Below are 14,191 nucleotides of genomic sequence, written 5' to 3'. Positions count from 1 at the left end.
AGAAGATGATAGGTACATTTGCTTAGAGCGTTTTTAGAAGGAGCGATAACCATTTGAAGATATTAATTATTGCGGAGAAACCTGACATGGGACGAAATATTGCCGCCGCAATAGATCCTAAAGCTAAAAATCACCGCACCTATTTAGAAGGTGAAAAATACATCATTACGTGGGCAATTGGGCACTTAATTGAACTAGCGGAACCGGAAGCGTACGACCAAAAATATAAAAAGTGGAACATAAATGATCTTCCCATCATTCCCGATCCATTTAAGCTAGTACCCAATCGGAAAACAATCGATCAGCTAAAAATTATCGGGCAGTTGGCCAAACGAAGCAATCTGCTGATTAATGCATGCGATGCCGGGCGGGAAGGTCAACACATATTTTCACTCATTCAGCGACATCTAAAATTGAGTCACCCCGTTAAAAGACTGTGGATCTCGGACTTGACCTCTGAAACGATCAGGAAAGGATTTGCGGAGATGAAAGATGCCGCAGCCTATGAAAACTTAACGAGGGCAGCAAAAGCTCGTAGTGAAGCAGATTGGCTAATAGGGATGAATGGTTCACGTGCATTTACGACCAAACATAACGTGCTCCTTTCTGTCGGACGAGTACAGACACCTGTCCTTGCACTCATTTATGATCGACAGAAACAGATAGAGGCTTTCTCATCGGTTACGTTTTTTCAAGTGGAAGGTCATTTTTCGCAGGGTGAGAGGACGTACAAGGGTATTTGGCAAGGGGATCGCTTAACCGATTCATCTAAAGCAGAAATGTTGGCTCGTAAAGTGAAAGGCAAACAAGGGCGGATAGCATCCTACGAAGTAAAGGATACCAAGGAGTATCCATTCAAGTTGTATGACCTGACATTGCTGCAACGTGAGGCCAATGGAAAGTACGGTTTTTCCGCCAAGAAAACCTTGGACTTAGCACAGGCACTCTATGAAAAACATAAGGTGATTTCTTATCCGCGGACGAATTCCAACTATGTGACAGAGCAAAATATTCCCGAAATGCACAGTACCTTATCGTCCTTGCAAGGCACTGGATATGACGATTTGGTAAAGGGTGCGAACCGTAGTTTGGTTCATAAAGGCAACAAGTTTATATGTAATCCAGCAAAAGTAGACGACCACCATGCTATCCTGCCGACAAATCGCAAGGCTTCCGGGCTTACGCCAGATGAGCAAAAGCTATACGATTTGATCGTGCGCCGTTTTCTTTCACAGTTCTATCCACCAGCTGAGTATAAGATGCATACGGTCATAACCGATGTGGAAAAAGAAATGTTTAAAACGTCGGTGAAAGAACGTAAAAGTCTCGGTTGGAAGATTATTTATGCCGATCAGCAGAAGGATAAGCCCAAGAATGTAAAAGGTGCGGCCAAAGAAGAAGAGGATAAAGAAGAGATTGAAGTTAACGAGCCTTTTATCATTCTACCTGATGCCAGCGTAGTATGCTCGGATGCTATGGCAAAGGAGAAAGAAACACAGCCGCCCAAGCATTATACGGAAGGAACACTTCTAAAGGCTATGGAAAGCGCAGGCAAGCAAATCGAGGACGGGGAACTGCGTGATGCGATGAAAGAATCTGGTCTGGGAACTCCGGCAACGCGTGCCGCTACCATCGAACGACTGAAAAAAGTCGGTTACGTTGAAATGCAGGGGAAAAAAATTCAACTTGCGCTAAAAGGCCGTACCGCTATCGAATTGATTAGAGGAGCAGGTGTCGAACTATTAACCTCTCCTGAAATGACGGGACATTGGGAGCGCCGCTTGAATGAGATCTCCCGAGGGTCCGCCTCTGACAGGCAGTTTATGGAGAATGTAAAGAAATTCGCTACGATGATCGTAGAAAAGGTTCGCGTACAATCTCGTGCTGAGAAGACCTTGTTTGAGAGTGAGGGTACCACTCAGAAAGGATCTTCGAAAACAAAAGGACGAGCTGGCGGGCGAAGTACAGGCAGAACAGGTGGCAGGAATGCCACAACAAAGATTTCAACTCGAACGGTAGCAAAGACCACTGGTACAGTGTCGAGTATCATCACCAAATGCCCACGACCGGGTTGCGGAGGCTCTATTTTCATGGGACGCAAAGGTTACGGTTGTTCGAATTACAACGTGGGCTGTAAATTCGTCATATGGAAAGAGAATTATGGACGTATGCTGACGGATACACAGATTAAAGCACTCATTGAAAAAGGCAAAACGGGTAAAATGAAGCTTGAACGTCAGGATGGGACACAATTTCAAGCAAAACTTCTTTTGAAAAGCGTAGAATCGGGCGAACTTACTTTCGAGTAGTAATGTTCCCGCGCACTACGAAAAATAAAGGTGAGCAAATAAAATAATAATTAATTGAAACTTACTTGCGTAACCATCGTAAATACATGTATAACGGCGGAAATATAGGCCGAACTACCTGTTACGTACTCAAGGAGGTATAATCCATGTCCATTTTTAAAAGACTTCGTGATTTGACCATGTCCAATTTGTACTCTTTGATTGAGAAAGCAGAAGATCCAATCAAAATGACAGATCAGTATTTGCGTGATATGCAAGAAGACTTGAATGAAGCAGAGAAGGCGGTTGCCGCCCAAATTGCTTTGGAAAAGAAATTCAAGGTGCTGTATGAAGAACAGGAAGCCTTGGTGAAAAAACGTGAAGAACAAGCTCACATCGCAGCACAAGCGCAGAACATTGATCTGGCTCGACGAGCTCTGGAAGAAAAGAAAGCCGCCGAGCAAAAAATGAACGAATACAAGGACAGCTACGAGAAAAACAAGCTGGCAGCCGACGGATTGCGCGAGAAGCTGGCTGAAATGAAAAAACAGATTACCGAGCTGAAAAACAAGCGTGAAACATTAGTGGCCCGCGTCAATGCAGCCAAAGCGCAAAAGACGATCAACCAGGCGATGGGTGGCTTCGACACGAACTCGGCCATGTCTGGATTGAAACGCATGGAAGAAAAAGCACTGCAAATGGAAGCAGAAGCAGAAGCCAGCGGCGAGATTTACAAAAAACAGAGTTCTTTAGATGATGAAATTGCGAAGCTGAATAAGGATCAAGCCGTTGAGGACGAACTGGCTGCTCTGATGAAAAAATATGAGGGGTAAACCGCTTCAGGCGGTTTCCCTTTTTTTCAGACCTTAAACACCTTGACGAAAGTGGAGTGATTCGCTTTGACGTGGACAGAAATACTAGGGATGCTGGTTTGGACAGGAGCCGGCGGCATTTTACTTTTTGTTTTGATGTGGATCGATTCGTTGTTTACGAAATACAAGGACATCACGGAAATCAAAAACGGAAACATCGCGGTCACGACGCGTTTTGTCATGAAGCTGTTTGCGCAAGGATATATCTTATCGCAATCCATTATTACCTCCAACTTATTGTGGACAGCGCTGCTCGTTTCTGTGCTCTCATTTATCATTCTGTTCCTTTTGGAGAGAATCGTGGAATGGCTGTTAAAGCAAGTGGCCGGACTGGACTTGGAAAAAGGGACGCAGGAAGGCAAAGTGGCACATGCCATGATGGCTGGTTCATTCCATCTCGTGGGTGCCTTGATCTTGGCTGCATGTCTGTAAGACGTGATAGGGAAGGGAGTACAGCATGAGTTTGATGAAGCGAATCCAAAATATTTTTGCCAAGCATGAGCCGCCTGCACCGGAGAAGAGCATCCTGACGGTGGGGCCAGGTGATGTGGTCGATGTATCGCTCGTCACCTATCAGGTGATAGGGAAGGCGACCAATGCGAGTCGCAAAGCCACAATGCTTACGTTACAGGATGGAACGACCATTCGCTACCTGTATATCGAGGAACGGGAGAAGGTCGTCTATCATCTGTATAGCGTGATTGATGGGCGACTGGATTCAATAGATGAAGTACCGACCACAATCGAGATGGACGATTTGACCTACCATTTGGAGGAGCAATATAATGGCGCCGTTCAGGTTGTGGGGAAAGCCTCTTTTCATACGTCAGGGGAGCAGTACATCTGGCAATTCCAATCCGATCAGCGCCAGTTGTTGCGAATCGAGTGGCAGGATGGCCGTTTCATGATCTATGAGGGAGAGAGCGTTCTGTCAGCGGATGTGCAGGTATTGCGCGGCACATAGAGAGGAGGGACAAGTACATGCCAAATCCATGGATGAAATCAATCAAGCTCCTGCTGATTCCGGCGTTGTTCCTCCTTACGCTAGCGGGTTGTGGCACCCCTGCGGTTGGCGAGACCTATCCGCTTGAATCCGTCTCTACCAAGGACAATGGACAGTCGTCACGCATCTATCGTGCGCAAGACAAGACCGTACCGGAAGTAGCCTTGGAGCTGGCGGAGCAGAATACGCCAGATGAAATCTCCAAAGAAGATCCGCAGCATATGTTCCTCATTTATCCGGATGAGGTATACCATTTGCAACAAGACGCTGCCAAGCCGACGGATACGTTGATCGAGGTCGACAACAAAGAGTACGTTCGGCAAAACTACGATTCTTCGTTTTTGCAAGGATACATTGTAGCGAGCGTACTGGACGATTTGTTCGACGGGCTTAAGAAAAGTACAAAGGGCAGCTATCGTGGCTACTCCAGCAAGGACATATACAAGCCTTCCGGGACGTATCGCGTGCCTACAACCGAGGACAAAAAAGTAGCGCCGCCGATCACCAAAGAGGGTACGGGAAGTATTTTCAAACGGAGTAATACGAAGAACGCGGATGGTACGGTAGGTTCTGACGGCAGCCTTTTCAAGAAGCAGGGAGAGTCGTCGTCTAGCGGGAGTTCGGGCAAAATTATTCGTTCTTCCAGTGATCAATCTTCGAAGTCGAGTGGTTCTGTCTCATCAAAACGCTCGAGCTTTTCCCCACCGAAAAGTAAATCACCCCCACGTACGAAGGTAGGGGGCTCTGGGCGAATAACCAAGCGCCGATAACGGTCAGGAAAACTATCATATAAAGAACGAACACCCCCAAACGATTCTTGTAGCTCGTTTGGGGGTGTTTTTGTTCTGCGGATTAGCGTTTCTTGGTCTCTACCGTGTAAACAACGTCTTCATTTTGATATTTGTATACATACAAGTAGTAACGGCCTGGCTTTACTTGATAATGGGCACTTTGCAGATTTCCCTCTATCTCTTGTGGGTATGCTACAGGCTGATCCGGATTTCCTTCATGGAATAGCATCCAAGTCACACCTTGTCCCTGCTCGGGGTTCAGTGAAATACGTATTTCTTCTGGTTTCTCTACTTGTAAGGCAAAAATATCTTGCCAGTCGTTTGCTTTCATGTCGCCTGATACAGTCGTGCCAATCGGCAATGGACCATTTGCTTCCTGAATGGAATCATTGCTCTCCATTTCTTGATAGATTTGCTCTGACGGGCTACCTTCACCCGTCACCAATAATGTAAACGGTTGGTCATCTTGCCCTGTAACATACGTATAAGCAGTCACATAGTAAGTCCCAGGTTTCGCATCAAATGATCCGATCAGCTTGTTTCCTTCACGCTTGTTCGGATAGGCAATGTAGTTCTCTCTATCGGACTCGTGGAATACGAGCCAAGCGACCCCATCTCCTCGTGTCGTTTCCATCTCGACTTGCAGCGGTTGTGCTGATTTCACATCGAGACGGAACTCCTTACTCGGTTTTTGAAGATTGACGCTACCTGTAATCTGCTTACCCAATGAAATAGACGATTCGTCAGGGGCAGGCGTTGGATTCTCTGTCTCTGGTCCATCTTCATGAGCCATCTTCCCGTGGAACACGACATCATAGGCAAAGCGTCCATCTTTTGTTGTACGATAATTGGTGAAGTAGCTCGTTACCGTGTCATAGCCATTCCAGGAAAAATCGGATAACTCCTTGAGGAATCCATCTGTGAGGCGGTTCATTTCTTGCCAATCCTGGAATTCCCCTTGGGAAGCTCCACCCATATAGACTCCACGCAACGTGAAGCTTCGGAAATCCCCAGAGTCTTTTTCATCTGTTTTCACATCCGTCAGCGAGGCAACCTCTGCGATTTGACGATAAACCTCTTCTTTGCTCGTGACGTCCACAGTCCGTAAGTAATCATCAGAAACGAGAGGAACATCCAACTCTTCATACTGGTCGATCAATTTTTCTAGGGTGTCTTGATAGCCACGTTCAAGAGCTCGATCACGGCTGAATTCTTCGATCAAGTCATCATAAGCAGATACATCATTGGAACGGATCGTATCATTGATTTTGTCCAACTGAGCAAAATCATTCTTGAACATATGGTACTGTAGCGCGAATGAGTAGTCGTAGAATGCCAGGGTACCGTATTTGGCACGCATCATATCAGCGGCTGTGTAATCGAGATATGGCGCTGCATTTCGAATATTGCCTACAACTGATTGGCGAGGCTTGATTCCTTCTGTTCGGGTAGCGCCCGCGTAAAACTCGGCTCCGCCTTCCTCATACCAAGGCAAGCGGCTGTTCTCGTAAATCTCTCCCTGTCCCCACATGCCTGGCACTTCATATCTTCCTTGCAAATAGTGTACGAATTCATGACGGAACAGCTCTTCTAGACTGTAAATGCTTTGTTCTTTTGTCCGATCGTAGGTAAAGAAAGTACCGGTACCCTCAATGTAGATACCACCATTATCGGTATCGTATCCGTACAAGAAGCGATTCATTTTATATTCATCAGGTGTATTGTAGATGACAATGGTCAGTACATCATCAGGATTACCGCTCTCTAGCTCCTTGTCATTGCCGATGACACGATGAAATTGTGCCTTCACTTCTTTGGATGCCCAGTACAACCGCTCAACCTGTTCTTCTGTCAGTTTATCTCCCGTTTTGAACACAACCGCTCCGTCATCAAAAGTAAATTGCTGCGGAAGGTAATGCTTTTTACCTTCTTTCTTCATTTCATCGAGGTCGATTTTCTTCCCATTGGCATCCTCGCCATATGTTTCCTCGATTTGTTGCGCGGCAGTGAAGTATGGCTCGCTCCACTTTTTATAAGTTTTCATCGCTTTCGTCAATATATCATTGGCTTTGTCAGGATTACTGTAGTAGCGTCCTAATTTCCCTGTGTAATACAGCGCATTGTTCGTTAACCAGACATGTTCAGCGGAAGTGTCACCATTTTCAGCCATGTCAAAAATGGGGTCAAGGAATGCGTCGATGCTGCCTTCCAACTCGTCTTTTTCTGAATCATCTACTCCCCAAAGCAGAACATAGCCGACCCCTTGAAGGACGCTGTAAAAAGCATCGCTTGCCTCACGATCATCTGACCATTTATCCCGATTATCGTTAAACTCGTCCATTACTTTGGACAGAAGGCCGATCGTCTCAGAATCAATAGTCGTGTTGCTAATCAGTTTACCTGTAGAAGTGATAATTCCATTCTGAGTCTTTGTACCTAAGAAAAAATTTTCATTTGTCATGAGGGCTTGAAGAGCTGGAATAATCTTTTGCTTATACTTTGGCTCCATCAGATACTTTAAGCCGTCATTGTAGTACCCCAAGTAATACCCCGAACGCAATACCTCTACAAATGTATGTATGCCTTGCTCGTCATCCTTGGTGAAGTTCTTGCCACTCTCTTCCAACGCATCGATGATCGCCTGAACCCGATCTCGATCTTCATAAAATTCCTGCGTGTCATCATTATACGTAAACAATTCAGGGATTTGTGTCCAACTGATTTCCTTCAACAATTCAACAAGCTCTGAATGATCCAACGTATTCAGATGCGAGATGCTGTACTTCTCCTGTTTCGCTGCTTGGCGTAACTCTTTTTTCGACATGTTTTCCTGAACGGGTGTATGCCCTATCTGCGAATCATTGCTCTCTTGGGATGGGATTGGCGGCGTGTTTTTCGCTTGAGCTGCTAGCGGCAAGCCTGTCGCTACCGCTGAGATTGCTATTGATCCTGCTGTTACCATGCTAATCCATGATCGATTCATTCTTTCGTTGGCTCCTTTTTCAATCTTTTTGGAAGTAGAATTGAATATTTTATAGTATCGGTATCCAATATGAAAATCCTTACAAATAAAACAAAAGATGATGGAATATAGATCTTTCTTCCTAATTGTCAAAAAGAAAAGAATGTCTAGAGAAGTGGCTTTGTAAGAATGGAAGGAGAGCAACTTTTGTTTGCCTTTGACGAAAACCTGATTGTTGATCGACAAAAGAAGAAGGGATGTGCATCCAGCATTCGACAGTCTTTGTTAACAGCATTGGCTATGATTGACATTGGGAAAGCACAGATAGGCGAAGTTGGCGGAGGAGGGTGATGGAATATGCTGGAAAAAATTCTCGAACTGCGTTCACAATCCATGTCCATTGCACAAATTGCCAAAGAGTGCGGTTTGACGATCGGTCAAGTGAAGTATCGCCTACAGAAAGACCGTGCGAAACCAGTGACACCACCTTCCGCTAGAACGGAACTGGACTGGCAATTGCCTGTGTTTTACGGCAGAGACATTGTCAAAGTCATGGTACAAAGTCCGACTATGTTATTTGTCTATTGGGAAATCACTTGGCCGCGCATGAGAATGATCGCATCGTACCTGCAAGCCGATTATCGTCACATTCAAAAGCGCTTGCGTCTGTATGATGTAACGGAACGCTTCTTTGATGGGAAAAATGCGCATTCCGTTCGAGATGTGCTCGTACATGAAGAAGCTCACTCCTGGTACGTGAAAGATCTAGAACCAGGACGTACATACATCGTTGATTTTGGTTTATATGAACAGAATCGGTTTTGTCCGATATTGCGCTCGGAAGCGGTAGTTACCCCGCGCAATTCAAAAGCTGACTGGGGGGAACCGTTAGTTGAGCCCGTCCATGATCCAGCTACCCCTTCCTGGTTTGAGAATTTTTCCTCCTACTCGTTGTATGCCAAAACATCAAATAAGTGAGGTGTCATTTGTGCATAAAGGATATCTCTCCCTCGTGTTGCATGCCCATCTGCCATATGTCCGACACGGGGATCGGGACGATCGCCTGGAAGAGCGCTGGGTGTATGAAGCCATGCTGGAATGCTATCTTCCTTTGCTCATGGTTTTTGACAAGCTTCTCTCAGACGGCATCGCTTTTCGCATGACCCTTGCTATTTCCCCGACATTGCTTTCCATGCTGGACGATGAGTTGATCGTGGCACGCTTTCGTACACATCTAACGAAGACCGTTGAATTGGCTGGGAAGGAAGTCAAACGAACCGCAGATCAACCCCAGGAACACCGTATCGCCAAAATGTACGTGGAGCGTTTCCGAACCATCATTGCCTATTGCCGCAAGTGGGATTTTCAACTGATCAAGGCCTTTAGGCATATTGCGGACAGTGGATGCCTCGAACTTATCACTTGTGCAGCAACGCACTCCTTTTTGCCCTATGTGGAAACAGAAGAGGCGATTCGAGCTCAGCTTCAGGTGGGGATCGATACATATGAGCGGATTCTCGGAAGGCGTCCGAAAGGAATTTGGCTTCCAGAGTGCGGGTATACACCTGGACTGGATCGTTTGCTGAAAGAGGCAGGGCTACGTTACTTCTTTGTAGACAGTCACACGATAGAGCATGCGACGCCTGTACCGCGCAGAGGGGCGTTGGCTCCTTTGTTCACAACGCATGATGTAGCTGCTTTTGCCCGAGATGAGGTGGCTTCCCGCCAAGTATGGAGCTCGATTGATGGTTATCCAGGGGACTATGACTACCGTGAATACTACCGGGATATCGGATTTGACAGGGAGATCAGCTACATCGAGCCGTACATCCATCCTGACGGCATTCGCGTGCATACCGGCTTGAAATACTATCGCATCACCGGAAAAGAAGGGGATAAAGACTGGTATGAGCCAAGCTGGGCGCGCGAAAAAGCATCGTCACATGCGGGACACTTCCTGTATCACCGGGAGCGCCAAGTGGAGGAAGCCAGTCACTGGATGGATCGCAAGCCGTTGGTCGTCGCCACTTATGATGCGGAGCTGTTTGGGCATTGGTGGTTCGAAGGTCCGCAGTTTTTGGATGATCTCATGCGAAAAACGGTTTGTGATTCAAAAGAAGTGAAATTAATCACACCGTCTGAATATTTGGATGAGTATCCAGAGCAGGATCGCGGTCACTTGCCTATGTCTACGTGGGGAAGAAATGGCTACGGAGAAGTTTGGCTCAACGAAAACAACGGCTGGATATACAGGCATTTGCATCAAGCGGAGCGGGAACTGATCGGAGCGATTACCACCTTTTATGAAAAGAAAGGAGATCAGCTTGCCTTGCGGTGCCTCAAGCAGGCCGCCCGCGAATTGATGCTGGCCCAAAGCAGTGATTGGGCATTTATTTTAGACGGTCAAACCGTCGTAGAGTATGCGGTGCGACGTATTCATGACCATTTGGTTCGTTTACAGTCTCTTTTGACGATGTATCGAGAACAGCAACTGGATGAAGAGGCTATTGCGCAAGCAGAAGCTGACTATCCGATTTTTCCTCACTTAGATATCACGTACTATTTGCCTAAACAAACGCATAGAGTGAACGTATCGCGTCAATTGGTAGCGGCTGCACAAGATCAGTCTTTTGCAAAAACAGTTTTGATGCTTGCATGGGAATTTCCCCCTCATGTGGTAGGGGGGCTTGGTCGGGCTGCCTACGATCTCGCCAGGCATCTTGTCCAGCAAGGAATAGCGGTGCATGTGCTGACACGTGCGTCAGATTCATGTTCCATAGATGAGACGATGGAAGGGATTCACGTACATCGCTTACCTACGTACATCCCCCAAGAACAAGCTGACTTTCTTTCATGGGTGTTTCAGCTGAATTTGGCGATGGTCGATGCTACCTCCCGGCTCTGGTCACTAGGGGTGTGGCCAGATGTCATCCACGCTCATGATTGGCTAGTGAGTTGGGCAGCAATCGAACTGAAACAGAGGTACTCTCTTCCGCTTGTCAGCACGATTCATGCTTTGGAACATGGGCGACACCAAGGCATTCATACACCGTTGCAAGGAAGGATTCATGAGTGTGAACGTACGCTAACACAACTCTCTGACTCGATTATCGTTTGCAGCAAGTATATGGAGTCGGAAGTCATGCGCCTGTTCGGAACACCACTATCCCAATTGCGTGTCATTCACAATGGTGTCGATCTCATTCCTCTACCGGATGATAATCGTGAGCAGCTTCGGCAGGAATTGGCGATAGGTGATGGTCCTGTTCTCTTTTTTGTAGGGCGCTTGGTCCAGGAAAAAGGTGTTCATCTTTTGATAGAAGCCATGGCAAGGCTGCGCGATGAGTTTCCGCATGCGAAGTTGCTGGTAGCCGGAAAAGGACCGATGCAAGACGAGTGGAAGCAGTTGGTCCATCAGATGGGGCTTTCTGAGCAAGTCCGCTTCTTGGGCTTCGTAGACGATGGAAGGCGAAATGAGTTGTTCGCCTTGGCTGATGTGGCGGTATTCCCGAGCTTGTATGAGCCTTTTGGAATTGTTGCGTTGGAAGCTATGGCTCTGGGTACGCCTGTTCTGGTTGCGGATACGGGAGGGCTGCGAGAGATCGTTCGCCATGGAGAAAACGGCGCCATGATGTACACAGGCGACCCCGAATCGCTGACGAATCAACTCCGCTGGCTACTACGCGACCCTGATCAGCGGCATCGATTGGCCCAGGCGGCAAAGCAAGACGTCAAACAGGTTTATAACTGGACCATTCTGGCTAGTCAAACCATCGATATATACCGTTCACTTGGCGTACCCGCGGAAGTTGGCATGACAACATAGATTGCAACGATGAAGGAGGAAGGACAGAAGATGAAGGCAGTAATCATGGCTGGGGGAAAAGGTACACGACTACGTCCGTTAACATGCCACACGCCAAAACCAATGGTGCCACTCTTAAACCGGCCTTGCATGGAGTACACGATTGATCTATTGAAAAAGCATGGGATTACAGAGATAGCAGTGACACTCCAGTATCTTCCTGATGTCATCCGCGATACGTTTGGTGATGGATCTCGCTACGGTGTTTCAATCGTCTATTTTGAAGAAACAATTCCATTAGGCACGGCAGGCAGCGTGAAAAACTGCGCGGATTTTCTCGATGAGCGCTTTGTTGTGATCAGTGGAGATACGTTGACAGACATCGATTTGTCGGCAGCCATATGCTTTCATGAGCAAAATCAGGCACTGGCTACGTTGATTTTGACACGCGTAGAGACACCTCTGGAATTCGGAGTTGTCATGACAGATGAGAGCGGACGCATTACCCGCTTTTTAGAAAAGCCGAGCTGGGCGGAGGTTTTCAGCGATACGGTGAATACCGGGATGTACGTCTGCGAGCCTGAGGTCTTGTCTTATATAGAAGAAGAGCGGGAAGTGGATTTCAGCAAGGAAGTTTTCCCGGCCTTTTTACAAGCTGCAAAGCCTTTATACGGCTATGAGGCAAGCGGTTATTGGTCTGATATTGGCTCTTTGGAGGTTTACCAGCAAGCCCAGTTTGACTTGCTGGACGGACGCGTTGGTCTCGAAATAAAAGCACAGGAAATCGCGCCACGCATTTTCTTGGAAAATGATGTTCGCATCGATTCATCGGTCCGTTTGGAGGGCCCTGTCTATATTGGTGAAAATGTACACTTACAGGCTGGAGTCGCCGTTGGTGCTTATTCCATTCTGGGAAAAAATACGGTGATTTCTTCCGGTACGAAGCTGTCCAGGGGGATTATTTGGGAAAATAGTGTCATTGGGAAAAAAGCAGAGATCACAGGAACGACCCTCTGCCGTAACACCCGAATTGAAGATTGTGTACAACTCGGGGAAGGGGCGGTCATCGGAGACCAGTGCCACATTGGGGCGAAGTCGGTGGTAAAGGCAGGGGTCAAAATTTGGCCGGATAAGGAAATTGGGGAAAACGCGACTGTCACCACTTCGCTCATCTACGGTGCCAAGCAAACCAAAAATTTGTTTGGGACGCATGGAATCAAGGGCATTGGCAACGTCGACATCACGCCCGAATTCGTCACGAGACTCGCTGCTGCCTATGCGTACTTACTCCAAGCGGGGAATAAAATCGCGCTCTCGGCATGCTCACACCCATTTGCTCAACTATTGAAGCATAGCATCATGACGAGTTTGTGCTCTTCCGGAATTGATACGGTCGATCTCGGGATTGGCAATTCACCCTTGATTCGATACGGTGTACGCTCTCTGGCTTGCAAAGGCGGCATTCATATATATATGGCAGAGCCAGTGGATGATAAGGAGATTGTCATCCAATTCATCGATCATGCGGGCCTGCCGATTTCCCGTGATATGGAGCGCAAAATTGAGAATGCTTACTGGCAAGAGACTTATGTTCGCAACCTGCATCGGTTGGGAGCACTGCAAGTCGAGCATCAAGTACAAGAAGCTTATCTTCACGCTTTGGTCCAGCAGTTGAATGTCTCGTCCATCCAGCGCCAACGCTTCCACCTGCTGATCGATAGTGAACAGCGTTTTTTCCCGACCTTTCTTGCGCCACTTTTGCATACACTGGGAGTCACTGCACATTACTGCTCCATCCAAGACGGTATTCGTAATAAGGGCGCGGATATAGGGGTTCGTCTCGATAAAAATGGCGAGCAATTTGCCTTGTTTACCGAGCATGGAGAAAAGCTCTCGAACGAGCAGATCACGGCTCTGCAACTGCTGGCTTGCAGTGGTCAACACCGACGCATCGGCCTTCCTGTAAGTGCACCGATTGAATTGGAGCATATGGCCCAGCTGTTGCAAATGGAGGTTGTGCGCACCAAGGTCTCTCCACGCTCCATGATGGAGGTATCTAGCGAACAGCGCTTTCATCCGATGTTTGATGCGGTATACAGCCTCATGACCATTCTTTCGTATCTCGCTTCGGAGGAAAAACCGCTTAGCGTTCTGCTGGAGCTGTTGCCCGCGTGCCATATGGAGAAAAAGACTGTCTTTTGCCCATGGGCAGCAAAAGGGAAGGTCATGCGCAGAGTGATGGAAGAAAACAAAGGTAAGCTGCTGGAGCTCGTCGATGGAATCAAGGTATACGATTCGAACGGCTGGGTGTTGATTTTACCCGATTCAGAGGATTCGCACGTAAAAGTGATTTCGCAAGGGGCGACGGCAGAGACAGCAGCTACGCTTGCTTCTTCCTATGCGAGGCGAATTGCCGAATATCAGTTTCACGAAAAGAGAGAGATCGACAGCCTATAACGAAAAGGACGTG

The 14,191-nt window shown here is 47.3% G+C and carries 10 protein-coding genes; 9 read left to right on the top strand and 1 reads right to left on the bottom strand.

Translation table 11 applies throughout. The features are described 5' to 3' along the window. The first annotated feature begins 53 nt into the window (after nt 1-53). The 5 genes from ACFYU8_RS07775 to ACFYU8_RS07755 all read left to right on the top strand — a co-directional run bounded on the left by ACFYU8_RS07775 (nt 54) and on the right by ACFYU8_RS07755 (nt 4,933). Nucleotides 54-2,309, top strand: coding sequence for a type IA DNA topoisomerase (locus ACFYU8_RS07775; protein ID WP_390294273.1), 2,256 nt, complete (start codon nt 54-56; stop codon nt 2,307-2,309). A 146-nt stretch (nt 2,310-2,455) separates the two neighbouring features. Then, the gene (locus ACFYU8_RS07770; RefSeq protein WP_390294275.1) at nt 2,456-3,121 is read left to right on the top strand and encodes a PspA/IM30 family protein; all 666 of its coding nucleotides are present in this window, start codon (nt 2,456-2,458) and stop codon (nt 3,119-3,121) included. A gap of 66 nt (nt 3,122-3,187) precedes the next feature. Continuing rightward, complete coding sequence (locus ACFYU8_RS07765; protein WP_007717777.1) at nt 3,188-3,592, top strand: DUF350 domain-containing protein; 405 nt, start codon at nt 3,188-3,190, stop codon at nt 3,590-3,592. 25 nt (nt 3,593-3,617) lie between these two features. Beyond that, nucleotides 3,618-4,124 carry a DUF4178 domain-containing protein gene (locus ACFYU8_RS07760; protein ID WP_390294277.1) on the top strand — a complete coding sequence of 169 codons (507 nt, stop codon included), beginning with the start codon at nt 3,618-3,620 and terminating at the stop codon, nt 4,122-4,124. Between the two features lie 17 nt (nt 4,125-4,141). Then, nucleotides 4,142-4,933, top strand: coding sequence for a DUF4247 domain-containing protein (locus tag ACFYU8_RS07755; RefSeq protein WP_390294279.1), 792 nt, complete (start codon nt 4,142-4,144; stop codon nt 4,931-4,933). An 82-nt stretch (nt 4,934-5,015) separates the two neighbouring features. On the opposite strand, the gene ACFYU8_RS07750 is transcribed toward ACFYU8_RS07755, so the two are convergent. After that, nucleotides 5,016-7,937 (bottom strand): collagenase, encoded by a 2,922-nt coding sequence (locus ACFYU8_RS07750; protein WP_390294281.1) that lies wholly within the window; start codon nt 7,935-7,937, stop codon nt 5,016-5,018. Nucleotides 7,938-8,105: 168 nt separating this feature from the next. On the opposite strand from ACFYU8_RS07750, the gene ACFYU8_RS07745 reads away from it, so the two are divergent. Genes ACFYU8_RS07745 through ACFYU8_RS07730 form a run of 4 tightly spaced genes read left to right on the top strand, consistent with a single transcriptional unit; the run spans nt 8,106 to nt 14,178 of the window. Then, a complete protein-coding gene (locus ACFYU8_RS07745) occupies nt 8,106-8,267 on the top strand; it encodes a hypothetical protein (protein WP_390294283.1) in 162 nt (53 codons plus the stop codon). 6 nt (nt 8,268-8,273) lie between these two features. Then, entirely contained in the window at nt 8,274-8,894 is a 621-nt protein-coding gene (locus tag ACFYU8_RS07740) for a DUF4912 domain-containing protein (RefSeq protein WP_390294285.1), read from the top strand. A 10-nt stretch (nt 8,895-8,904) separates the two neighbouring features. Continuing rightward, on the top strand, nt 8,905-11,742 hold the full coding sequence (locus ACFYU8_RS07735; RefSeq protein WP_390294287.1) for a 1,4-alpha-glucan branching protein domain-containing protein: 2,838 nt from the start codon (nt 8,905-8,907) through the stop codon (nt 11,740-11,742). Nucleotides 11,743-11,772: 30 nt separating this feature from the next. Then, on the top strand, nt 11,773-14,178 hold the full coding sequence (locus tag ACFYU8_RS07730; protein ID WP_390294289.1) for a sugar phosphate nucleotidyltransferase: 2,406 nt from the start codon (nt 11,773-11,775) through the stop codon (nt 14,176-14,178). Nucleotides 14,179-14,191 lie beyond the last annotated feature (13 nt).

The sequence above is a fragment of the Brevibacillus sp. NPDC003359 genome, assembly GCF_042878995.1.
Classification (GTDB): Bacteria; Bacillota; Bacilli; order Brevibacillales; family Brevibacillaceae; genus Brevibacillus.
Note: the sequence above shows the minus strand (reverse complement) of the source record. Positions and strands in the feature narration are given on the sequence as shown.

Coding starts and splice junctions, on each gene's coding strand:
- ACFYU8_RS07770 (WP_390294275.1), top strand. CDS start 2,456: ATGTCCATTTTTAAAAGACTTCGTGATTTGACCATGTCCAATTTGTAC.
- ACFYU8_RS07760 (WP_390294277.1), top strand. CDS start 3,618: ATGAGTTTGATGAAGCGAATCCAAAATATTTTTGCCAAGCATGAGCCG.
- ACFYU8_RS07755 (WP_390294279.1), top strand. CDS start 4,142: ATGCCAAATCCATGGATGAAATCAATCAAGCTCCTGCTGATTCCGGCG.
- ACFYU8_RS07750 (WP_390294281.1), bottom strand. CDS start 7,937: ATGAATCGATCATGGATTAGCATGGTAACAGCAGGATCAATAGCAATC.
- ACFYU8_RS07745 (WP_390294283.1), top strand. CDS start 8,106: ATGGAAGGAGAGCAACTTTTGTTTGCCTTTGACGAAAACCTGATTGTT.
- ACFYU8_RS07740 (WP_390294285.1), top strand. CDS start 8,274: ATGCTGGAAAAAATTCTCGAACTGCGTTCACAATCCATGTCCATTGCA.
- ACFYU8_RS07730 (WP_390294289.1), top strand. CDS start 11,773: ATGAAGGCAGTAATCATGGCTGGGGGAAAAGGTACACGACTACGTCCG.